Source organism: Saccharopolyspora sp. NPDC049357 (genome assembly GCF_040677225.1).
Classification (GTDB): domain Bacteria; phylum Actinomycetota; class Actinomycetes; order Mycobacteriales; family Pseudonocardiaceae; genus Saccharopolyspora.
In genome coordinates, this window is sequence record NZ_JBFAQJ010000005.1 from 208,902 (window position 1) to 231,713 (window position 22,812).

Annotated in this window: 18 protein-coding genes; 9 read left to right on the top strand and 9 right to left on the bottom strand. The window is 70.6% G+C overall.

Annotation, left to right across the window (positions count from 1 at the left end; genetic code table 11):
* Positions 1 to 16 precede the first annotated feature (16 nt).
* From AB0J91_RS06790 to AB0J91_RS06805, 4 genes are read right to left on the bottom strand one after another with little or no spacing between them, the layout of a single operon-like run.
* Positions 17 to 1,267: an NAD(P)/FAD-dependent oxidoreductase gene (locus AB0J91_RS06790; protein ID WP_363864880.1), complete on the bottom strand. Its 1,251-nt coding sequence runs from the start codon at positions 1,265 to 1,267 to the stop codon at positions 17 to 19.
* Positions 1,264 to 2,241 (bottom strand): UbiA family prenyltransferase, encoded by a 978-nt coding sequence (locus AB0J91_RS06795; protein ID WP_363864882.1) that lies wholly within the window; start codon positions 2,239 to 2,241, stop codon positions 1,264 to 1,266. Before AB0J91_RS06795 ends, AB0J91_RS06790 begins: the two co-directional genes overlap by 4 nt.
* Positions 2,242 to 2,244: 3 nt before the next feature.
* Positions 2,245 to 3,228 carry a polyprenyl synthetase family protein gene (locus tag AB0J91_RS06800; RefSeq protein WP_363864884.1) on the bottom strand — a complete coding sequence of 328 codons (984 nt, stop codon included), beginning with the start codon at positions 3,226 to 3,228 and terminating at the stop codon, positions 2,245 to 2,247.
* A 1-nt stretch (position 3,229) separates the two neighbouring features.
* Positions 3,230 to 4,258 (bottom strand): aminotransferase class I/II-fold pyridoxal phosphate-dependent enzyme, encoded by a 1,029-nt coding sequence (locus AB0J91_RS06805; protein WP_363864886.1) that lies wholly within the window; start codon positions 4,256 to 4,258, stop codon positions 3,230 to 3,232.
* A 498-nt stretch (positions 4,259 to 4,756) separates the two neighbouring features.
* On the opposite strand from AB0J91_RS06805, the gene AB0J91_RS06810 reads away from it, so the two are divergent.
* Together AB0J91_RS06810 and AB0J91_RS06815 are read left to right on the top strand one after the other, a co-directional pair.
* Positions 4,757 to 6,421 carry a prenyltransferase/squalene oxidase repeat-containing protein gene (locus tag AB0J91_RS06810; RefSeq protein ID WP_363864888.1) on the top strand — a complete coding sequence of 555 codons (1,665 nt, stop codon included), beginning with the start codon at positions 4,757 to 4,759 and terminating at the stop codon, positions 6,419 to 6,421.
* A 29-nt stretch (positions 6,422 to 6,450) separates the two neighbouring features.
* Positions 6,451 to 7,656: a cytochrome P450 gene (locus tag AB0J91_RS06815; RefSeq protein WP_363864890.1), complete on the top strand. Its 1,206-nt coding sequence runs from the start codon at positions 6,451 to 6,453 to the stop codon at positions 7,654 to 7,656.
* On the opposite strand, the gene AB0J91_RS06820 is transcribed toward AB0J91_RS06815, so the two are convergent.
* The 3 genes from AB0J91_RS06820 to AB0J91_RS06830 are packed head-to-tail and all read right to left on the bottom strand — an operon-like array spanning position 7,637 to position 10,631.
* Entirely contained in the window at positions 7,637 to 8,413 is a 777-nt protein-coding gene (locus tag AB0J91_RS06820; protein ID WP_363864892.1) for a DeoR/GlpR family DNA-binding transcription regulator, read from the bottom strand. The genes AB0J91_RS06815 and AB0J91_RS06820 overlap by 20 nt on opposite strands.
* A gap of 20 nt (positions 8,414 to 8,433) precedes the next feature.
* A complete protein-coding gene (pdxA, locus tag AB0J91_RS06825; RefSeq protein WP_363864894.1) occupies positions 8,434 to 9,432 on the bottom strand; it encodes a 4-hydroxythreonine-4-phosphate dehydrogenase PdxA in 999 nt (332 codons plus the stop codon).
* Positions 9,429 to 10,631 (bottom strand): four-carbon acid sugar kinase family protein, encoded by a 1,203-nt coding sequence (locus AB0J91_RS06830; RefSeq protein ID WP_363864896.1) that lies wholly within the window; start codon positions 10,629 to 10,631, stop codon positions 9,429 to 9,431. The genes pdxA and AB0J91_RS06830 overlap by 4 nt, the downstream gene beginning before the upstream one ends.
* Before the next feature lie 188 nt (positions 10,632 to 10,819).
* On the opposite strand from AB0J91_RS06830, the gene AB0J91_RS06835 reads away from it, so the two are divergent.
* From AB0J91_RS06835 to AB0J91_RS06855, 5 genes are all read left to right on the top strand, one after another.
* A complete protein-coding gene (locus tag AB0J91_RS06835) occupies positions 10,820 to 11,803 on the top strand; it encodes an aldo/keto reductase (RefSeq protein ID WP_363864898.1) in 984 nt (327 codons plus the stop codon).
* A gap of 26 nt (positions 11,804 to 11,829) precedes the next feature.
* Positions 11,830 to 12,591: an aldolase/citrate lyase family protein gene (locus AB0J91_RS06840; RefSeq protein WP_363864899.1), complete on the top strand. Its 762-nt coding sequence runs from the start codon at positions 11,830 to 11,832 to the stop codon at positions 12,589 to 12,591.
* Complete coding sequence (locus AB0J91_RS06845) at positions 12,588 to 13,748, top strand: exo-alpha-sialidase (RefSeq protein ID WP_363864901.1); 1,161 nt, start codon at positions 12,588 to 12,590, stop codon at positions 13,746 to 13,748. The genes AB0J91_RS06840 and AB0J91_RS06845 overlap by 4 nt, the downstream gene beginning before the upstream one ends.
* Before the next feature lie 25 nt (positions 13,749 to 13,773).
* Positions 13,774 to 15,153, top strand: coding sequence for an Nramp family divalent metal transporter (locus AB0J91_RS06850; RefSeq protein WP_363864902.1), 1,380 nt, complete (start codon positions 13,774 to 13,776; stop codon positions 15,151 to 15,153).
* 372 nt (positions 15,154 to 15,525) lie between these two features.
* Complete coding sequence (locus AB0J91_RS06855; protein WP_363864904.1) at positions 15,526 to 17,817, top strand: FdhF/YdeP family oxidoreductase; 2,292 nt, start codon at positions 15,526 to 15,528, stop codon at positions 17,815 to 17,817.
* A 53-nt stretch (positions 17,818 to 17,870) separates the two neighbouring features.
* Here the strand turns inward: AB0J91_RS06855 and AB0J91_RS06860 are convergent, their stop codons facing one another.
* Positions 17,871 to 18,347 (bottom strand): (2Fe-2S)-binding protein, encoded by a 477-nt coding sequence (locus tag AB0J91_RS06860; RefSeq protein ID WP_363864906.1) that lies wholly within the window; start codon positions 18,345 to 18,347, stop codon positions 17,871 to 17,873.
* A gap of 9 nt (positions 18,348 to 18,356) precedes the next feature.
* The gene (locus AB0J91_RS06865) at positions 18,357 to 20,726 is read right to left on the bottom strand and encodes a molybdopterin cofactor-binding domain-containing protein (protein WP_363864908.1); all 2,370 of its coding nucleotides are present in this window, start codon (positions 20,724 to 20,726) and stop codon (positions 18,357 to 18,359) included.
* Between the two features lie 439 nt (positions 20,727 to 21,165).
* On the opposite strand from AB0J91_RS06865, the gene AB0J91_RS06870 reads away from it, so the two are divergent.
* Positions 21,166 to 22,083: a LuxR C-terminal-related transcriptional regulator gene (locus tag AB0J91_RS06870; RefSeq protein WP_363864910.1), complete on the top strand. Its 918-nt coding sequence runs from the start codon at positions 21,166 to 21,168 to the stop codon at positions 22,081 to 22,083.
* A gap of 95 nt (positions 22,084 to 22,178) precedes the next feature.
* Positions 22,179 to 22,812, top strand: a 634-nt coding sequence (locus AB0J91_RS06875) for an AMP-binding protein (protein ID WP_363864912.1), incomplete at its 3' end; no start/stop codon positions are given.

Here is a 22,812-nt window from a genome sequence, read left to right on the forward strand (position 1 = left end):
TGCGCGGCGCCGGTCCTCATGCCCACCGAGGCCGGCGCCGCGACCGGGGGTCGGGCAGCAGTCCGAGCTGGCAGAGCCGGTCGAACGGCGAGAGCGGGTGCAGGCCCAGGCCGGACAGGTTGTGCATGACGGTGAAGCTGAGCCGCTGGTTGGCGCCGGTGTTGCGCAGCGCTCGCCGTCCGATCGCGCGGCCCGCCCACGACAGGTCGGTGAGCATCCGCGCGGCGTTGTGGCTGATCTTGCCGATCTGGGTGATCTCGGGCAGTCGCCGGGACTCGTACTCGCGCAACGCGGTGTCCACGTCGGACTCCGCGGCGAGGCATGAGCTCAGGGCGTGCGCGTCGTAGATGGCGCTGTTCATGCCCTGGGCCGCCATCGGGTGCACCGAGTGGGCCGATTCGCCGACCAGCGCGATGCCCGGCGCCGACAGCCCCGAGGCCTCGAAGTGCGAGACCGGCAGCGTCTGCCGGTCCGCCGCGCACGCCCGGAGCCGGTCCCCGAAGGCCGCCAGGTCGGGCAGCTCGGCGATCAGCTCGTCGGTCCAGCGCAGCACCGCGTCGTGGTCCACGCCCCGGAACTCGTCCGGCTCGATCTGGACGTAGAGCCGAACCCGGTCGCCCGGCAGCGGGTAGTGCATCCGCAGGCCGCGCGAGGTGGTGTGGGCGACGACCTCGCGGGCGGCGTCGGGAACGTCGGGGATCTCCAGCGCGACGAGCCGGTGCGGGTAGTCCTCGCGGTCGGCCTCGATGCCCGCGGCCCGGCGCAGCCGCGAGGACACGCCGTCGGCCGCCACCACCAGCGGCGCGCGGACCTCGCCCGAGCCCTTGAGCGCCACGCCCGACACGCGCCCGTCGTCGTCGCGGACCACGTCCTGCACCGAGGTTCCCCGGCGGAGGTCGACGGTGTCGGGCAGGTGGTCGGCCAGAGCCGTCAGGATCGACTCGTGGTCGGCCGACAGCAGCCAGTTCGCGCCTTCCGGCAGCTGCGCGTAGTCCAGCGCCATCCGGCCCTTGGCCTCCACGGCGACCAGCGACGACAGACGAACCGCACCTCGGTCTTCCAGGACCTCGCTGATGCCCCAGTCATCGAGGATCCGCAACGCGCCGGGCTGCAGCACCTCGCCCTTGGGGATCCTGGGCACCGTCGGGCGCTTCTCGGCGACCACGACCCGCAGGCCCAGCGATCCGAGCGCGTGCGCGGCGGCCAGGCCGCCCACACCCGCCCCGCACACCACGACGTCCGCGCGTTCTGCGGCAGGGGAGCTCATGTCGGCAGGGCCTCCTCGTCGGCGATCTCGTGGCGAGAGCGCATCGCCGCCTGCGTCCAGACGCTGAACACCAGCACCGGCAGCAGCGACGCGACCACGGGGACTGCGGGAACGGTGCGGGCGAGGATCGCCGCGGCGAGCACCAGGCGTTCGGCAACCAGCACCTCGTGGGCCCGCAGCGCGCGGGCCTGGCTCAGCGTCGGTGCGAGCCGCAGCAGCGGCAGCACCGCGATCAGCCCGGCGCAGCCCGCCACCGCGAGCAGCACCGGATATCCGGTCCGGTGCGGGAGCGCGAGCCCCAGCGCGGCGATGCCGATCGCCGAGGCGTAGAGCAGCACCGACAGCCGGGCGGCGTAGCGCTGCCCCCGCTGGACCGGCACCGACCGGTACCCGGCCGCGCGGTCGCCGTCGACGTCGCGCATCGTGCCGACCAGGTTCGACGCCGTGTCGTGCAGCAGGAAGACCAGCGACAGCGCGAGCGCGGTCCACCCCGGCAGGGGAGCGGCCACCATCGCGCCGATGAGGAACGCCGTGGCGGTGATCAGCCCGCGCACCAGGTTCCCCGACAGCCCTCGGGCCTTGCAGAACCGGCTGTAGGCCACCACGCCCGCCAGCGCGACCACGACCAGCGGCAGCGCCCGGAAGTTCGCCCAGGTCAGCAGTGCGGTCGCGGCGATCGCGAGGCCGATCCCGCAGGCGAGAGCGGTGTCCGGTGCCAGCCGGCCCGACGGGATCGGCCGCTGCGGCTTGGCGACCCGGTCCAGCTCGCGGTCGAAGTAGTCACCGAGGTAGTGCGCGGCGAGCCAGCCGAACGCCGTGCCGAACCCGGCGATGACGAACTCCGCGAGCCCGGCCTCACCGGTCACACCCGCGCCCGCCACGCCCACCAGCACCGGGTAGCACAGCGTGTACGGGCGGAAGGTCTGCACGTGCGCCCAGAGGGTTCGGCGCGTGCGCGCCCAGCGGCCGTGCACGGCCTACCGGCTCCGGTCGATGGCCAGGTCGGCGATCGCGCGCATCTGCTCGACCGCCACCGCACCCGGCAGGCCGTCCAGGCTGTCCCGCGCCGCCGCGATCTCCTCGGCAGCGCGCTGCCTGCTCCGCTCCAACGCCCCGGTGGTGATCAGCAGCTCGCGCATCAGCGCGTGGGACTCCTCGGCGGGCAACCGGCCCGACAGCGCTTCGGCGAAGCGCTTCCTGCCCCGCTCGTCGGCGACCTCGTGGCCGACCAGCACCGGATGGGTGGGGCGCAGGTTGGCGACATCGCTGGTGGCCGGCTTTCCGGTCGAATCGCCCAGGTAGGGAAGGAGATCGTCGAAGATCTGAAAACCCACGCCCAGGTGCTCGGCGTAGCGCGTGACGGCGTCGGCGTGCTCGCCGGTGGCTCCCGCCAGCACCGCGCCCGCTCGGCAGGCACCCCGGAACAGCGCACCCGTCTTCAGCGCCGCCATCTCCTGGTAGTCGCTCACCGGGCAGCTCAGGTCGCCCGCCATCTCGGCTTCCCGGACCTGACCCCGGCACACGTCGGAACCCGCACCGGCCAGCACCCGGGCCGCTTCGAGCACCGCAGCGGGCGGCACGGCCGTGCACTCCGACAGGGAGGTGACCATGTTCAGGATCAGGAAGTCGCCGGTGACCAGCGCATCGGCCATTCCGTACTCGGCGTGCACGGTGGGACGGCCGCGGCGCAGCCGGTCGTCGTCGATGATGTCGTCGTGCACCAGGGTGGCCACGTGCAGGTACTCCACGGCCAGCGCGGCCGGGAGCAGCTGGGGGCTGTCACCGCCGGTGGCCTCGGCGGAGTTGAGCAGCAGCACGGGCCGCAGCATCTTGCCGGGCCCCAGCAGGGCGTGCCCGGCCATCTGCTCGGTGCGATCGGCGACCGCCGACCACCGCTTGCGCATCTCGCGGCTGAGCTGCTCCGCCCATTCCGGCGAGCCGATTCCGGTGTCGTCGGTCATCTCACGCGCTATCCGTCCGAGGGGCGCCTGCCCTGTCACCGGCGAGGAAGCGCCGGGTCAGATCCAGCACCAGGTCGTTGGCCTCGGCGGTGCCGACGGTCACCCGGACCCCGGCGCCGTCGGCGAGAGTGCGCACCTGCACGCCGAACTCGTCGCAGAACCGCACGAACGCGTCGTTGTCCTCGCCGAACCGCAGCCAGTGGAAGTTGCCGTGGCTGCGGGGAACGTCGAGGCCCAGCTCGGCGAACCCGGTGCGCACCCGGTCGCGCTCGGCGGCGACCTCGGCGCACTGCTTGCGCATGACGTCCTCGGCGCGCAAGGCGGCCAGCGCGGCGTCCTGCGCCACGGTGCTGACCCGGAAGAAGTACGAGCCCGGCGTGAGCGCGGTGACCACCGACTCGTTGGCGACGAGGTAACCGACCCGCAACCCCAGCAGTCCGTGGGACTTGGAGAACGTGCGCACCACCGACACCCGGGGGTCCTCGGCGGCCAGCTGGATGCCGCGGGCGATCGCGGATCGTTCGGCGAAGTCGGCGTACGCCTCGTCGATGAGAACCCGCACGCCCGAGGGGAGCCGGTCGAGGAACGCGCGCAGCTCGTCGTCGGCGAACACCGTGCCCGTCGGGTTGTTCGGGTTGCACAGCAGCACGATCTTGGTGCGGTCGGTGACCGCGTCGGCCATCGCGGCCAGGTCGTGGGCGTCATCGCGCAGCGGCACCGCGACCGGTGTCGCGCCCGCGCAGCGCACCAGCAGCGGGTACATCTCGAACGAGGGCCAGGCGTAGACGATCTCGCCGCCACCGGCGAAGGTCGTGAGGAACTGCTGGAGCAGCGCCCCCGAACCCGGGCCGACGAACACCTCGGAGGAGTCCAGCCCGACGTGCTCGGCGACGGCGCGCGTGAGCCCCGCCGACATCGCGTCGAGCGTCAGGTTGACCCGGTCGGAGCTGTGCACGATGGCCTCGCGGACGCCGGGCAGGGGTGCCGCGAAGTTCTCGTTGAGGGACAACTGGTGCCGAATGGTGGGCACAGGCTGATCTCCGTTCATGACGTGCGCACGCATTGCTCCGGCGAGCGCGCAGGCTCGACGCGGAACGTGGAAGACCGGAATCAGGCGGAATGGACCAGCGGGTCCAAGTGCGTCCTTCTCTCCGATGGCCTGACGAGGACGATCTTCATTCCTCATCCCCGCGCTGTCAACGAATTCCCGCTGAGAAAAGGCTGATGACGGGTCAATTCAACGGAATACCGGTAAATCCGCAGATCACGTCCGCAGACGTCCGAACGGTTCACTGTGGACGAGACGAGAATTTACCGGCTATTCGGGAATTTGCCGGAACCCCGTGGAAATCAACGCGAAACCTCTGCGGATGTGGTCGAAACCCGATGTGCTCGCGTAGAGTCCGGCCAGCCGAAACGGGCCAGCGGGCAACGAATCTCATCGGTCGATCCGCAGCCGCGAATTCGGCGACATCCTTGAGGAGGAGGCCGTGCCCGGTTCGCGCACGGCCGGACTGGAGGAAACCGCATGACGACGGTGCAGCCCGAGCCGGACGCCCTCGACCAGGCGATCAGCGAGGGCGCGGAGGCGTTGTTCCTGGCCCAGCGCGCCGACGGCGTGTTCGACTACTGCGAGGACAACCTGACCTCCACGCTGGGCACGGTCGGCGGGCTGTCCGCGCTGCACCACGCCGACCCGCGGGGCAGTGCCGATCTGATCGAGGCCGGCGCCGGATGGCTGCGGCGCACCCAGAACGCCGACGGCGGCTGGGCCATGGTGCCGGGCCTGGACAGCGAAGCCGGCCCGACGGCGGTGAGCTCGGCGGTGCTGCACCTGGTCGACCCGGGGGGCAGCGCCGAGGCTGTGCGCTCCGGTCAGCGGTGGATGGCGGACTTCGGTGGCCTGGACGCGATTCCGCACCCCGAGGTGGTGTCCTGGTGCCGGCAGTACTACGGCTTCGTCGGCTGGCTGTCGCACGAGGAGATGCGCCGGTTCCCGCTGGAAGTGGCGCTCGTTCCGAGCCTGTACCGCAGGCTGTTCGACCTGCGGATCCCGATGGCGTTCGCGCTCGGGCTGGCCCAGGCCAGGCACAAGCCGCTGAACCGCTTCCACCGCCTGCTGGCCAGGCTGGGAGAGGCCAACGCGCTCAAGGCGATCCGGCAGGTGCACGAGCACGAGGGCTCGACCGGGGCCTGGTGCGAGAACGCGTGGGTCACCGGACTGGTGTGCACCGGCCTGGCCCGCGCGGAGCTGGCGCCGGATCTCGTCGACGCCGCGGTGAAGTGGTTCCGCAAGACCATGGACCCCGACGGCTGGTGGCAGACCGGCCCGCTCGACGCTGCGTGGACCATGTACGCCGCGCGCGGGCTCGCCGAGGCCGGCTACGCCGACGACCCCAGGCTGGCGGCGTCCACCGAGCTGTTCGTGCGGTTGCAGCAGCACCGGCCGTTCCTCGCCTTCGGCTGCCCGCCGGGCTACTGGGGCTGGGCCGGGACCGCGGGCTGGCCGTCGACGTTGGAGACCAGCGAGATCCTGTCCGTGCTGTGCCGGATGCCCGGCGACGCGCAGGCGAGGTCCGTCGAGCTGGGAGTGGACTGGCTGACCCGCCTGCAGGACTCGCGCGGCTCGTGGGGTTTGTGCGTGCGCAACACCAAGGTCGCCAACAGCGGACCGTGCCCGATGACCACCGCGCAGGCCGTCGACGCGCTGCTCGACTCCGGGATCCCGGCCGACGACAGCAGGGTTCGGCGCGCCCTGAACTGGCTCGCCAAGGTCCAGCTGCCGGACGGCTCCTTCGAATCCGTCTGGTACCGCCACCACACGATGGCCACCGCCGCCGTGCTCGAAACCTTCTCCAAGGCCGGACGCGCCCATGAGGAACCGGCGCGGCGCGCGAAGACCTGGCTGGAGCAGGCCCGCAACCCCGACGGCTCGTGGGGCGACGGGCACGGCGCGCCCGCCACCGTCGAGGAGACCGGGTGGGCTATCTCGGGGCTGCTCGCCGCCGGCGCCTCCCCGGACTCGGTGCGCGACGGGCTGAACTGGCTGCTCCACCAGCGCGAACCCGGCGGTGGGTGGCCTTCGGAGAGCGTCAACGAGTACGTCCGCCACGTCAGCCGCTACAGCAACCCGGCGCTGGCGCAGGGCATGGCGCTGCGCGCGCTCGGCCGCTACCGCAACGCCCTGCGCTGACCGCGGCACTTCACGGAATGGAGAACCCGATGACCGGTGCGATGCAGAAGGATTCCTTCACCGAGCACTACTGGCAGGACCCGCACGCGGCCTTCGCCGAAGCGCGCCGGACCTGCCCCGTCCAGGAGGTCGACTTCGAGGGCGGGCGCAGCTGGCTGGTCACCCGCTACGAGGAGGTGAAGGCGGGGCTCACCGACGAACGCCTGGCCAAGGACTGGCGTTCCAGCCTGCCCGCCGAGGAGCGCGCCTCCGCCCCGCCCGGACTTCCCGCCCCGATGTCGCACATGCTGACCTCGCTCGACCCGCCGGAGCACACCCGGTTGCGCAGCCTGGTCACCCAGGCGTTCACCGCCCGCCGCATCGCCACCCTGCGTCCCCGCGTCGAATCCCTCGCAGAGGAACTGCTGGCGGAACTGCCGCAGGACGAGCCCGTCGACCTGGTGGCCCGCTTCGCGATCGTGCTGCCGATGGTGGTGATCAGCGAACTCCTCGGCGTCCCGGAGATCGACCGCGACGAGTTCGCCCGGCTGTCCACGGTGCTCATCGACGAGTGCCCGGACGAAGAGCTCGCCCGAGCCTCCGCGCAGATGGCCACCTACCTGGAAGGGCTGGTCGCCGCCAAGCGGGCCGCGCCCGACGACGCCCTGCTGTCCGCGCTGATCTCCGCCTCCGACGAGGGCGACCGGCTCTCCGACCTGGAGATCGTCGCGATGGCCATGCTGCTGCTGATGGCGGGCCACGAGACCACCGCGGTGTTCATCACCAACAGCGTCCGGGCGCTGGTCGACGACGACTCCGCCCGCGCCCGCCTCGCCGACCCCGCGAAGGTGCCCTCGCTGGTCGAGGAACTGCTGCGCTGGCTGTCACCGGCGCTCAACGCCTCGCTGCGCTTCGCCACCGAAGACGTGGAGATCGGCGGCGTGAAGATCGCCAGAGGAGACTCGGTGACCCTCTCCACCGGCGCGGCCAACCGCGACCCGGACCGCTACCCGGATCCGGACACCTTGGACCCCGACCGCGACACCAGCGGCCACCTCGCCTTCGGGCACGGCATCCACCGCTGCCTCGGCGCGGCCCTGGTGCGCCTGGAAGGCGAAGTCGCCCTGGAAGCCCTGTTCCGCCGCCACCCGAACCTGCGCGTCGTCGCCGACCCGTCCGACCTCACCTACCGCCGCAGCGTCCACGTCCACGCCCCGCGCACCCTCCCGGTGGTGCTCACCCCGAAGGCGAGCTGATTCCGGCGACGACCACGTCGTGGCCCCGGGCGCGGAAGTGGGCGGTGGTCGCCGGGTCGGCCGAGTCGTCGGTGACGAGGCTCCAGTGCGGGCTCAACCGGGTGTGCGCCCGGAAGGGTCGCTGGCCGAGCTTGTCGGCGTGCACCAGGACGTAGACGTGGTCGGCTCGCTGCGCGATGAGCTCCTTGAGGCGGGTCTGCTCCAGATCCGCCTCGCAGATGCCGTGCTCGGCGGTGACGCCGTCGGCGCCCAGGAACGCGCGGTCGAACGTCCGGCGTTCCAGGGCGGCCTCGGTCAGCGGGCCGACGAGCCCCTGGCTGAGCTGCCGCAACGCCCCGCCCAGGCATTCGACCTGGAGATCCGCGTGGGCGAGCTCGTGGAGCACCGTGATCCCCGTGGTGACGACGGTGAGGTCGCTGCGGTGCGACAGCTCGCGGGCGAGAGCCGTGGTCGTGCTGCCGGAATCGAGCAGCACGGTTTCGCCGGGCCGCACCTGGTCGGCGGCCCAGCGGGCGATGGCCTGCTTCGCCTCGGTCGCCTCGCCGTTGCGCTGCCGCAGCGGCGCTTCGTGCGCCAGCGGCATCGCGCCGCCGTAGGTCCGGGCCAGTCGGCCTGCGGCCTGCAGCTGCGCCAGGTCGCGCCGGATCGTCGAGGTCGTCACCCCGAACGTGCTCGACAGCTCGTCGACGCTGGTCAATCCGGAGGAACCGGCCAGCCGCAGGATCGCGGCCCGGCGCTCCTGCGCACCACTGGGCATCGCTTCGCCTCCCGTTCAGCTCACGCGCACAGGTTCGCGGCCTGGCGGATGGCTTCGACCATGCTCTCGGTGCCCGCCTTGCCGGTGCCCGCGATGTCGAAGGCCGTGCCGTGGTCGACCGAGGTTCGGATGACGGGCAGGCCGACGGTGATGTTCACCCCGGTCTCGATGCCGAGCACCTTCACCGGGCCGTGGCCCTGGTCGTGGTACATCGCGACGATGAGGTCGTACTCGCCGCGCGTGGCCAGGAAGAACGCGGTGTCGGCGGGCAGCGGGCCCTGGGCGTCGATGCCGTCGGCGCGCAGCTTCTCCAGCGCGGGGACGATCTTCTCGTCCTCCTCGCCGTAGCCGAACAGGCCGTTCTCGCCGGCGTGCGGGTTGATGCCGCAGACGCCGATGCGCGGGGACTCGACGCCCGAGTCGCGCAGCGTCCGATCACCGCGGCGCACGGTGCGCTCGACGATGCCGGGCTCGATCGCGGCGACGGCGTCGATCAGTCCGATGTGGGTGGTCACGTGGATGACCTTCATCGCCGGGGTCGCCAGCATCATCGACACCTCGTCGGTGCCGGTCAGGTGCGCGAGCAGCTCGGTGTGGCCCGGGAAGACGTGCCCGGCGGCGTGCAGCGCCTCCTTGTTCAGCGGTGCGGTGCAGATGGCCTGCGCCGCACCGCTCGTCGCCAGCCCGCTGGCCACGCGGACGTAGTGGTAGGCGGCGTCACCGGCGACCGGGGACACCGCGCCCCACGGGAGATCGGCGGGCAGCAGACCGAGGTCGATGACGTTGATCCGGCCCGGGGTGAAGACCGCGTCGTCGACGGAGTCGACCGCGACCACCTCGGCGTCGACACCGAGGATGCCGGCGGCCTTCCGCAGCCGCTCGGCGTCGCCGATGACGACGGGGCGGCACCGGCCGGTGGTGGCCTCGTCGAGGAGCGCCCCGACGGTGACCTCGGGTCCGACACCGGCGCCGTCGCCCATCGTCACGGCGATCACGGGGGTGGTGGAGGCACTGTTCACTTCGTCAACCTTTCGATTCCAGCGGGACGGAGGTGTTCGACGATCCTTGCGAGGCTGTCGCTCTCACCGAAGCTGCCGGGGCGCGTCACCACGGACGTACCGGAGGGCGTGCGGCTGTGCACGGCACCGTGGTGGATCTGGCCGACCGGGGTCAGCGCGCGCACGCCGAGCGCGTCGAGCACCAGCCGCGCGGTTTCACCACCGGTGAGCACGACGTCGACCGGGCCGGGGAGGCGTTCGACGACGCGCGCGGCCGTGGATGCCAGACCCCGCACCAGGTTTCGGGACTGCCCGGGTGCGACCGGCTCGGACGGGTCGATGCGCAGGGCGGTAGGTCCGCGTTCGAGTGCGGCGAGTGCGCGGGAGAGGACGGACTCGTCGGTGTCGGGACCGACGAGGTCGGCGGTGCTGCAGGCCACGATGCGCGTTCCGCGCAGCTCGGCGACGCGCAACTGCTCCGCGGCCTCGGGCGACGCCGTCCCGGCCACCAGGAGCAGCGGGTTTCCCGTTGGCGCGAGGGGAGTTTCGTCGGCAGGTGCCGGCGCGGTGCGCCCCAGGGCCGCGGCCAGGCCGCCTGAACCGGCCAGTCGAGCCCCGTCCGGAGCCGCGGCCACCACGGCGTCGAGGTCGGCGTCCACCTCACCGTCGCAGATCGGAACCGCACCGGCGGCGATGCATTCGGCCAGAGCGGCGGGGAGCGATGCCGAGCGGACGGTCTCCAGCGGGATGGTGCGGCAGGGGAGCGGCACGAGGGTCTCGGCGATGTTGCGCGGCGGGGACGTGGCCTCGACCTGCCAGGCGGCCGAGTGGTGCAGCGGGACGCCGCGCAGGTGCGCGACACCGCCCACCACGGTCCGGTGCAGCGCGGGCAGCGCGGGTGCGACGACCAGCGGTCGATCCGCGGCGGCGCTCAGCAGTGCGGCGACGTTGCCGCGAAGCTGCGAATCGATCTTGACGAAGACGCCGCGGTCGCCCGAATCGCGCAGGGCCGCGGAGGCGATCCGGCCCGCCTCGGCGGCGGGGAGCTCCCGGATGTCGAGGTCCTTCACGACCACGGATTGCGCGTTGTGCGCAATTGGAGCGGAACCCTTCCGCGCGAGTTCGACCGTCGTGGACTGCCCGAGGGGTCGCAGGCACGCAGCCGCCTCGACTGCTCCGGACAAGTCGTCGGCCAGCGCGAGAAGTCCGTTCTCCAGCAATTCCGGCTCCTCGTCGTAGTGCGGCGCGGTCCCTGCCGCTCGACCGGGGTCGGTCGTGCGATGTCACGGCCACGCTAGCGGAATTGCGCGTTTCGCGCCATCGCTATTGCGCGAAACGCGCAGTCCTGCGATGGTGATCCACGCAACGAGGCCGGGTGGCCGCCGCATTTCCCCCGAGGAGTCCCCGCATGACCATTTCGCGTTTGGAGGTGCCCGGCGTTGAGGTGCCCATGTCGTCCCTCGTGCTCGGGACGATGACCTTCGGCGACACCGTCGATGCCGCCGGAGCGGCCAAGATGCTCGACACCGCGCTCGACGCCGGCATCACCGCGGTGGACACGGCCAACGGATACGCGGGCGGCGAGACCGAGCGGATCCTCGGCGAGCTCCTGCCCGCCCGCCGCGACCGCATCTCGCTGGCGACCAAGGCGGGCATGCCGCACCCGGACGCGGGCGACCACTCGCCGCTGTCGCCCGAGGGCCTGCGAGCCAGCGTCGACGGGAGCCTCTCCCGGCTCGGCGCGGAGCGAATCGACCTGTTCTACCTGCACCAACCGGACCGCGCGGCCTCGCTCGCCGACACGCTCACCACGATCGCGAGCCTGGTCGCCGAGGGCAAGATCGGTGCCCTCGGCGTCTCCAACTTCGCCGCCTGGCAGATCTCCGAGCTCAACCACGTCGCTGACGAGGTCGGCGCACCGCGGCCGGTCGTCGCCCAGCAGCTGTACAACCTGCTGGCCCGTCGCGTCGAGGACGAGTACGTCGAGTTCGCCCACACGGCAGGTCTGCTGACCGTGGTCTACAACCCGCTGGCCGGAGGGCTGCTCACCGGCAGGCACAGCTTCGAGCGCGATCCGTCCTCGGGACGCTTCGCCGACTCGCGACTCGCCGAGATGTACCGGAAGCGCTACTGGGACGAGCGGCTCTTCGACGCGATCGAACGCCTCGACAGCGTCGCCGAGAACGCCGGGATCCCGCTGGTGGAGCTCTCGCTGCGCTGGGTGCTCAGCAAATCGGCCACCTCGGCCGTGCTGCTCGGCGGTTCCAAGACCGAACAGCTCGAAGCCAACATCGCGGCGCTGGGCGCCGGGCCGCTCCCCTCGGACGTGGTCGAGGCGTGCGACTCCGTCGGGGCGTTCCTGCGCGGTCCGATGCCCGCCTACAACCGCTGAAAACCTTGCAAACGAAAGGAGATTCCGTGTCCGCAGCGGAATTCGCGCGCAAGCTGCGCGCCCGCGAGAGGGTCGTCGGCTACTGGGTGGTGCTCGACAACCCGATCGGCACCGAGCGCATCGCTCGGCTCGGCTACGACTACGTCGCGGTCGACGCCCAGCACGGCCTGCTCGGCTACTCGGGTCTGCTCAACGCCATGATGGCCATCGACGCCGGCGGCGGCTCCGTCGGCCTGACCCGGGTGGAGGCCAACGAACCCGCTGCCATCGGGCACGCCCTCGACGCAGGTTCGGGTGGGGTCATCGTCCCGCTGGTCGACTCGGCCGAGGACGCCCGCGCGGCCGTGGCGGCCACGCGCTACCCGCCGCGCGGACGACGTTCCTACGGGCCGATGCGCTCGGGACTGCGGATCGGACCACGCCCGGCCGCCGCTGACGAGAGCGTCGTGCTGCTGGCGATGATCGAGACCCCGCAGGGCCTGGCCAACGTCCGCGAGATCTGCGCGACCGAGGGCATCGACGGCGTCTACGTCGGTCCGTCGGACCTGTGCCTGGCCGTCGGCGGAGCGTTCCCGGGCGACCCCGCGGTGGCCGAGGAGTTCGAACAGGCGGTGGCCGACGTCCAGGAAGCGGCGGCCGAAGCGGGAATCGCGGCGGGCATCCACACGCCCGACGGCGCCACCGCCGCGCGCAGGCTGGAGCAGGGCTACACCTTCGCCAGCGTCGCCTGCGATCTGGTGCACCTGGAGCGGGCAGCGGGCGAGCACTTGGAGGCGGCCAAGTCATGACCGACCTGATCAGTGACGGCGTGCTCCGCGAAATCGAGCCCCACCGGGCCGAAACCCACCTGAGCGCGGGCACCGCGCAATCGCACGCCGCCAACCTCATGCCGCTGGCCGGCGGAGAGCTCGGCTGCGCCTGGTTCGCCGGGACGCAGGAAGGGCTCTCGGACATCAACGTCTGGTTCGCCCGCCTCGATCCTGCGGGACGCTGGAGCGAACCGGTCCAGGTCTCGGCCGACCCCGAACGCTCCGAGCAGAATCCCGTCCTCTTCCCCACGCCCGGTGGCGATCTCTGGTTGCTGTACACCGCGCAGCACTCCGGGAACCAGGACACCGCCGAGGTGCGCCTCGTCGTCTCCGGCGACGACGGACGCAGCTGGAGCCCGCCGCGCACCCTCATCCCCGCTTCGGACACCGGTGGTGTGTTCGTCCGGCAACCCGTCGTGGTACTGGGTTCCGGCCGCTGGCTGCTTCCGGTCTTCCACTGCGTGCGCCCGGAGACCGGCCGGTGGCGCGGCGACGAGGACACCAGCGCGGTGCTGGTCTCCGACGACCAGGGCGCCACCTGGTCGCACCACGAGGTCCCCGGCAGCACCGGGTGCGTGCACATGAACGTGGTGCCGCTGGCCGAGGGAGGCCTGCTCGCGCTGTTCCGACGCCGTCAGGCCGACGCCATCTTCGCCAGCCGTTCGACCGACGGGATCGCGTGGAGCGAACCGGAACCGACCGAGCTGCCCAACAACAACTCGTCGATCCAGGTCACCGCGCTGCACGATGGGCGCCTCGCGCTGGCTTACAACCACAGCAGCGCCGCCGACGCCACCGAGCGCCGCGCCTCCCTCTACGACGAGATCGAGGGCGACTCGATCACCGACCCGGCCGCGGTGCAGGACGGACCGCCCGGAACCGCGTTCTGGGGCGCCCCTAGGGCACCGCTGACCGTGGCCCTCTCCGCCGACGGCGGCCGCAGCTGGCCGGTGCGCCGCGACGTGGAGGTCGGCGACGGCTACTGCCTGACCAACAACTCCCGCGACGGCCTCAACCGCGAGCTGTCCTACCCCTCGATCACCCAGACCGACAACGGCGACCTGCACGTCGCCTTCACCTACTTCCGCCGGGCCATCAAGCACGTTCGCGTGTCGCCCACCTGGTTCGGCGGCTGAACCTCGGCCTCGCAATGGAGCAGCCATGGCTAGTGAACTCAACGCGAAATCCCCGGCGGTGACCCAAGCCGCCCCACCCGAGACCTGGTCGGGCTTCCTGCGAAACATGGGGCCCGGCATCGTGGTGGTGATGTCCTGGTTGGGGACCGGCGATTTCATCAGCGCCTCGGTCTCCGGGTCCACTTTCGGCTACGCGCTGATCTGGACTCTGGTGGTCGCCACCTTCTCCCGGTACTTCATCGTCTCGGCGATGTCGAAGTACCAGCTGTGCAACGCGGTGGGCGACGAGACCATCTTGGACGGCTACGGCAGGGTGTGGAAGGGCTTCCCGATGTTCATCGGGGCGACCACCTGCGTGCTCGGCTTCGTCTACGTCTCCTTCCTGACGCTGGCCGCCGCGACCGCGCTCGACGCGCTGTTCCGGCCGGTCCTGCCGCTGGGCAGCTGGGGCATCCCGCTGTGGGCGGTGTTCACCACCGTCGTGGCCTACGTGCTGGCGTCGCTGCGCAAGGGTCACTTCCGCGGGCTCGAGATCATCTCGCAGCTCAACATGGCCGTGCTCGTGGTCTGCTTCCTGTGGGCGCTGACCGGCACGGGCGTGGATGTGCCGAAGTTGCTCGGCGGGCTGCTGTTCGAGATGCCCTCGGGTGGAGCCGGCTACATCACCGCGGCGAGCACCGCGGTCGGCCTCATCGGCGCCGTCGGCGGTTCGGCGGCCAACCTGCTCTACCCGTACCTGATGCACGAGAAGGGCTGGCACGGGCCTCGCTTCCTCAAGCTGCAGCGGCTGGACCTGCGCTTCGGAAGCCTGGTGATGTTCGCCCTGATCCTGGCGGTCTGGGTGGTCGCGGCCGAAACCCTGCACGGCACCGGCGACAACGTGTCCTCGGCGGATGGTCTGGCGAGCATGATGGAGAAGGCCATCGGCCCGGCCGGGCCACCGATCATGTGGTTGGCGATCTTCTTCACGGTGTTCAACAACATCGTCACCCAGCCTCGCGTGTTCGTGCGGATGTTCGTGGAGTCGCTGCACAAGTCCCGTCCCGAGCGGCTGGCACGACTGCGCGCCCACCGCGACATGGCCGGGGTGGCGGACAAGGAGGCGTTCACCTTCGACCCGCTGTTCTGGATCATCCTCACCGTGATCATGGTGGTGCCGATCGTGTTCTCGCTGCCGGGAATGCCCGGCATGGTGATCATCACCTTGCTCGGCAACTCGGTGAACGTGCTGACCGTGCCCATGATCATCGTGGGTCTGATCGTGATGACCTCGAAGCGCTCCCTGATGGGCGACGGCTACGCCAACAAGTGGTGGGAGACCACGATCCTGGCCCTCATCGGCGGGGTCGGGCTCTGGGCCACCTACGAGCTCTGCGCCGGCATCGCGAGCACCCTCTCGGGGTGAGCCCGAAACGCTCCGCGGGCCCCGGAGGAAACGGGGCCCGCGGAACTCAACACCGCCTCGATCCCGGGGCGAATCGAATTCCCCGAACGCGGATGTCCCCATTGTTCGCGGAGCAATCGCCGCGCCTTTTGAACGGGAGTGATCCCAGGCACATCCGATGCGGGTTCCGGTTCCGCGCGCGAAAGCTCCACAGGGCCTCCCACCTGCGATTTCGCGCTGGTGGAAGTGCTGATCGCCGGTGTTGGAAACCGCTGTTTATCAACCCATACGCGCGGGTTCTTTGACTTCACCTCGTGAGCGGCCAAGGCTGGCTTTCACCGCGATTCTGCGGCGCATCGGCGCGCGAAGCATGAACAGGGGAATGGCCACAGCATGAGTGGGATGGACGACCCGATCGACGACCTGAAGGTCACTCCGCCGAAGACGTGGGCGACCGGCGCTCCCGCCGTCGCGCACGCGTTGCAGTACTCGCTCAGCCAGACCTCGCCGCGGCGGACCGCGCTGACGCTGCTGAACCTCAACCAGGGCAAGGGAATCGACTGCCCCGGCTGCGCGTGGCCCGACCCGGACCCGAAGCACCGGCCGAGGAACGAGTACTGCGAGAACGGCGCCAAGCACGTCAACGACGAGGCGACCTCCCACCGCGTCACCCGCGAGTTCTTCCAGCGGTACTCGGTCTCCGAGCTCGACGAGAAGTCCGACTACTGGCTCAACCAGCAGGGACGCCTGACCGAACCCGTGGTCAAGCGCTCCGACTCGGACTTCTACGAGCCGATCAGCTGGGACGACGCCCTCGACCTGCTCGCGGCGGAACTGCGCTCGCTCGACTCGCCGAACGAGGCGCTGTTCTACACCTCGGGCCGGGTCAGCAACGAAGCCGCGTTCCTGCTCCAGCTGTTCGCGCGGGCCTACGGCACCAACAACCTGCCGGACTGCAGCAACATGTGCCACGAGTCGAGCGGCTCGGCCATGCAGGAGACGCTCGGCGTCGGCAAGGGCACCGTCAGCCTCGACGACCTGCACCACTCCGACCTGATCTTCGTCATCGGCCAGAACCCGGGCACCAACCACCCGCGGATGCTGACCGCGCTGGAACGCGCGAAGCACAACGGCGGCGAGGTCGTCGCGGTCAACCCGCTGCCCGAGGCCGGGCTGATGCGGTTCAAGAACCCGCAGAAGGTCCGCGGCGTGCTCGGCCGGGGAACCCCGATCGCCGACCAGTTCCTGCAGATCCGCCCCGGTGGCGACCTCGCGCTGTTCAAGGCGCTGAACCTGCTGCTGCTCGAAGCCGAGGACGCCGCCCCGGGCACCGTCCTGGACCAGGAGTTCATCCGCACCCACACCACGGGCTTCGAGGAGTTCGCGCGCCAGGCGCGCGAGCTGTCCTGGGACGAGGTGCACGCCGCGACCGGGCTCACCCGCGCCGAGATCGAGCAGGTGCGCGACCGGGTCCTTGCCAGCAACAGCGTCATCGCCTGCTGGGCCATGGGTCTGACGCAGCAGAAGCACGGCGTCGCCACCATCCGCGAGGTCGTCAACTTCCTGATGCTGCGCGGCAACATCGGCAAACCCGGTGCCGGTGCGTGCCCGGTGCGCGGGCACAGCAACGTCCAGGGCGACCGCACCATGGGCATCTGGGAACGCGTCCCGCAGTCCTTCCTGGACTCCCTCGAAGCGGAATTCGGCTTCACACCGCCGAAGGAGCACGGCTGGGACTCGGTGGACTCCATCCGGGCCATGCTCGACGGACGCGCGCGGTTCTTCCTCGGCGTGGCGGGCAACTTCGTCCGCGCCTCGCCGGACAGCGAGGTGACCGAGAAGGCGATGCGCCAGTGCCGGCTGACCGCGCACATCTCCACCAAGCTCAACCGATCCCACACCGTGTGCGGTGAAACCGCCCTGATCCTGCCCACCTTGGGGCGCAGCGACCGGGACGTGCAGGACGGCGTGGAGCAGTTCGTCACCGTCGAGGACTCGATGAGCATGGTGCACGCGTCCTTCGGACGCCTCGAACCGGCCTCGGAGGCGCTGCTCAGCGAGGTCGCGATCCTGTCACGGCTGGCCCGCCGGACGCTGGGGGAGGACCCGGCCATCCCGTGGGAGGAGTTCGAGTCGAACTACGACGCGATCCGCGACCGGATCTCGCGCGTCGTGCCCGACTTCGAGGACTTCAACCGGCGAGTGGCCGACCCGGCGGGGTTCCCGCTGCCGAACCCGGTCAACAGCGGTGTCTTCCGCACGCCGAGCGGCAAGGCGGTGTTCAGCTCCAACGAGTTCGAGTGGCTCTCGGCGCCCGACGGGTACCTGGTCCTGCAGTCGCTGCGCTCGCACGACCAGTGGAACACCATCCCGTACGCCAACGACGACCGCTACCGCGGCATCCACGACGCCCGCCGCGTCGTCATGGTCAACCCCGCCGACCTCGACGAGCTCGGAATCGCCGACCGCTCCGCTGTGGACCTGGTCAGCGTGTGGCACGACGGGGTCGAGCGGCGCGCGCCGAACTTCCGCGTGGTCGCCTACCCGGCGGCGCGGGGATCGGCCGCCGCGTACTACCCGGAGACCAACGTGCTCGTCCCGCTCGACAGCGTCGCCGACGTCAGCAACACGCCGACGTCCAAGGGCGTCATCGTCCGCCTGGAACCCGTCACCGAGCAGGGCTGACACTCGCGAAGGGCCGCCTCGCACGCGGTGCGGGGCGGCCCTTCGCGATGGGGTCACATCCTCGTGGAGCCGTCCTTGATGGCCTCCCGGATCCGGAAGTAGGTGCCGCAGCGGCACACGTTGCGGATCTCCTCGATGTCGGCGTCGGTGATCTCCCGGCCCTTCGCGCGGGCCTGCTTCACCTTGGCGACCGCGGCCATGATCTGGCCGGGCTGGCAGTAGCCGCACTGCACCACGTCGTGGTCGAGCCACGCCTCCTGCATCGGGTGCAGCTCCTCGCCGACGGTGTCCGGCAGGCCCTCGATCGTGGTGATCTCATCGGACGCTTCGACGTCCTTGACCTGCACCGCGCAGGGGTTGAACGCCTTGCCGTTGATGTGGCTGGTGCACGCCTTGCAGACGTTGATCCCGCACCCGTACTTCGGTCCCGTGACGCCGAGCAGGTCGCGGATGACCCACAGCAGCCGCACGTCGTCCTCGACGTCCACGGTGATCTGCTTGCCGTTCAGCTTGAAGGTGTGCTCGGGCATTCCGCCTCCTCAGTAGGTGTAGTCCAGGCCGTTGGTCGGCGATGGCGGCAACGGCGGGACGTGCGGGTAGGGCTCGAACGCGAGCGGATCGTTGTGGTTGATCGGGAAGTACGTCGGCGTCGTGCCGGTGGCCGCGCGGTAGGCGCAGGCGGTGGCGGCGAACGCGGGAGCGACGCCCATCTCGCCGCCACCGGAGGGCATCTCGCTCTCCTCGGCGGGCAGGATCACCGGCGTGAACTCGAACGGCAGGTTCCACTGCCGGCAGTAGAAGAAGTTGTCCCAGCTGGCCTCGGCGATGCGGCCCTCGTTGAGGTGGACGCTGGCGGTCAGCGCCTGGGCGAGACCGTCGATGAAGCCGCCCTGCATCATGGCTTCGAGCCCGAGCGGATTGACCACGATGTGCCCGGGGATCGTGACGAGCACGCCCCGCGTCACCCGCGGCCCGGTGACACCGTTGCGGATCGGCCGGTTGACCGTCTCCGGGCGGCAGTCGATCTCCACGAAGCAGGCCATCGTGTTCTTGTACTCGTGGTGCAGCGCGATCCCGTGCCCGACGCCGTCCGGGGTCGGCTGGCCCCACCCGCCGACTTCAGCGGCCTTGTCCAGCACCTTCAGCAGGTTCTCGTTCTTGACGTACTTGCGCCGGAAGTCGTACGGGTTCATGCCCATCTTCTCGGCGAGCTCGTCGACGAACAGCTCCCGCGTGGTCGCCACGTCCGGCGAGTACACGTTGCGCGTGCTGCCGGTGTTGAAACCGCCGCGCTTCTGGTTGTTGGCCGCGCTCTGGTGCGTCTCGGTCAGCAACGTCTTGGTGACGCCGAAGTTGTACAGCGACGGCGTGGTCAGCGTGAAGATGACCTCCGAGACCGAGTACCCGGCCAGCGGCAGCCGGGTCGCCGTCGAGGTCAGCGCCTCGCCGAAGCCGTGGCTGAAGTCGGTGCGCACACCGGCGAGGTGCTGCTCCAGGCTGATCACGTCGTTGGTGAACGACGCCCGGATCGTGCCCACCGACATCGGGTGGACGCGGCCCTGCCTGCAGTCGTCGGCGCGGTGCCACATGAGCTTGACCGGCTTGCCGAGCTTCTTCGAGATCTCGGCCGCCTCGGACGCGGCGTCGTGGAACAGGCAGCGGCCGAACGAACCGCCACCGGGCACCACGTGCACCGTCACCTGGGGCTGGGCGAGCCCGAGCTCTTCGGCGATGGCCGCCTGGGCGACGATCGGGATCTTGACGGTGGACCAGATCTCGGCCCGGTCGGGCCGGACGTCGGCGATCGCGGAGTTGACGCCCAGCGCGCTGCCGTTGACGAAGCCGAAGGTGTACTGGCGCTCCAAGGTCTGGGTCGCCGGCGTCGGCGGGATCACCGGGGGTGGCGTCGCGGCCTTGAGCTTCTGCTCGACCGACGCGTCGGACTCGTCGTCCACCGGGCCCGGTCCCCACGACACGTCCAGCGCGTTGACCGCGTCGATGCACTGCCCGAAGGTCTCACCGCGCACCGCGACACCGCTGCTGATCTGCACGACGTCGGTGACGCCCGGCATCGTGCGCACCTGGTCGATGTTGTTCACCCCGCGCACGGTGCCGTTGATCGTCGGCGGCCGGCAGACCATCGTCGGCATCGCGCCGGGGACCTGGAGGTCGGTGGTGAACTTCTTGCGCCCGGTCACCGCCTCCAGCGCGTCGATGCGCCTGGTCGGCTTGCCCACGACCTGGAACTCCGACTCGGGCTTGAGGGCCACCTCGACCTCGGTGGTCGTGTCGCTGGCGGCCTTGTGGACGAGGTCGCCGTAGGGGATGGCGTTGCCGGTCGCCGAGGTGATCGTTCCGAGCTTGGCGGTCAGCAGGTCCGCCTGCTCCCCGAGGACGTGACCGGCGGCCTCCAGCAGCCGGCCCTTGGCGATCGCGGCCGCGGTGCGCACCGGCCAGTACAGCGCGCTGATCGAGGCGGAACCGCCGGTGAGCTGGTTGAACACCAGCTCGGGCCGGGCGTCGGCCAGGGTGATGTGCACCTTTTCCAGGGGTAACTCGAGCTCCTCGGCGATGAGCATCGCGATCGCCGTGCTCAGGCCCTGACCGACCTCGGTGCGGTTGAGCGCGAAGGTGGCGGAGCCGTCCTCGTTGAGCTGGACGGAGATGAGGTTCGCGGTGGGGCGTGCGGCGTAGACCAGTCCGTCGGTGAGGTCGACGTGGTCGGCGACCTGCGGGGTCGGCGGCACGCCCGCGCCGGTCGCGGCGGCCGCGGCGGGGCCGAGGAGGGATCCGCCGCCGAGCTCGGCGGCGGCCACCAGCGTCGGCGCCGCCAGCAGATATCCGAGGAAGCGGCGCCTGCTGGGCGTGGTGGCGCCGGGTGCGGTGGTGTCCGTGCGACTGGAGCGCATGGGGCAACCTTTCGACGGGCTTGTCAGTTCGGAAGCGTCGCGAGGTTCGGGAAGTTCGGTGTCGCGGTGGTTTTCCGTCTGGTGAGAACTCGTCGGTGCGAGTCGGTTGGCGAGTCATGTTGCAGGACCGGATTCCGGTTCCAATACCCCCGAGATGGGGTGATCGGGAGGTCACGGACAGTGCGGAACGGGCGGATCCGGATCACCGGAGGTCAGCGACCCGGAGGTGTGACCGGCGTCATGCTTTCGTTACGCGAAGTGCTCGAACAATCACCTGAACGGACGCACCTGTAAGGGGGCATGCCAGGCGTGTTGTGCGCTGAGGGAATCGTTTCAGCGGCCAAATGGCGGGTATAGTCGCTCAACTCAGTGCCACTACGGGGTGGGTGTCTTCGGCGCGAACCGGAACGCGTCGATCAGCCAACGGAGGACGGACACTATGGCCGGCAGCGGAGACGGCAACGGCGCCGTGACGCGGAGACCAGATGACCGGACGAGCGGCGGAGCTCGTCTGCGACCGGACGATCGCGACGCGCTGCGCGCCGAACTGCGCTCGGTGTCAGCGGAATCGGACTTCCCGGTCGCCTTCGGCGGCGAGGTCACCAGCTCCAGCGTCCGGCTCACCGAGTGCTTCGGCACCTTGACCACGCGCCTGCGCGACCTGGAGGTCCACGAGGGCAGGGGAGTCGGCGGCCAGGCGTTGGCGTTCGGCAGGCCCATCGGCGTCGTCGACTACGGAACCGCCCGGCACATCACCCACGACTACGACGGCCCGGTGATGGCCGAGCGGCTGTCGGCGGTGCTCGCGGTCCCCGTGCGGGTGCGCGGGAAGTGCCGTGCCGTGCTCTACGGAGCGATCCGACAGCGGGTCGCCGTCGGGGACCGGGCGCGGGACTCGCTGATCGCGGCCGGGCGACGCCTGGCCGCTGAACTGGCGGTCCGCGACGAGGTCGACCGGCGGATGTCGATGGCCGAGGCGATCGCGGCCACCCGGCGCCCCGACGTCGCCGACGTGGCCAACCTCGAAGAGCTGCGGTCGGTGCACTCCGAGCTGTGCGCGATCGCCGGCTCGGTGGAGGACGGGAACCTGCGGGCCCGGATGTACGAGGTCGCGCAGCGCCTCACCGACCTGCGGTCGGGCGAGACCGAGCCGGCCCCGCAGCTCCGGCTGTCCCGGCGGGAGCTCGACGTCCTCTCGCAGGTGGCGCTCGGCTGCACCAACGTCGAGGTGGCGGAACGGCTTTCGCTCGCGCCCGAGACGGTGAAGGCGTACCTGCGCGCGGCGATGCGCAGGCTGGGCGCGCGCACCCGGCACGAGGCCGTCGTGCGCGCGCGATCCGCCTGGCTGCTGCCGTGACGCCGGGGTCTACCCCAATTCGGGTGTAACGCAGGCACGATCCCGGTCCCTACCGTGTGCGGTCACGAACACACGCCACCTGCCGGGAGGAAAACGTGCCTGCGGTCGAGCTGTCCTACGCGTCCGGTGTTTCCGACGTGCCGTTGCTGGGTGACACGATCGGGACGAACCTGGACCGCACGGCCGCCCGCTTCCCCGACCGGGACGCGCTGGTGGAGGTCGCCACGGGTCGTCGCTGGACCTATCGGGAGTTCCTCGCGGAGGTCGACGTCGTCGCGGCCGGTCTGCTCGAAGCGGGCGTCGTCAAGGGCGACCGGGTCGGGATCTGGGGCCCCAACCGTGCCGAGTGGACCCTGACCCAGTACGCGACGGCGAGGATCGGCGCGATCCTGGTCAACATCAACCCGGCTTACCGCTCGCACGAGCTGGAGTTCGTGCTCAACCAGGCCGGGGTCCGGATGCTGGTGTCGGCGAAGTCGTTCAAGAGCTCGGACTACGTGGCCATCGTGGACGAGGTGCGCGGCAGGTGCGCGGCCTTGGAGGAGGTCGTGTACTTCGACGACCCGAGCTGGCAGCGGTTGCTGGATTCGGGGCGCGCGGCCGACCGGGAACGCGTCCGGTCGGCGCAGTCGGCGCTGTCGTCGGATGATGCGATCAACATCCAGTACACGTCGGGGACGACGGGTTTTCCGAAGGGTGCGACGTTGTCGCATCACAACATCCTCAACA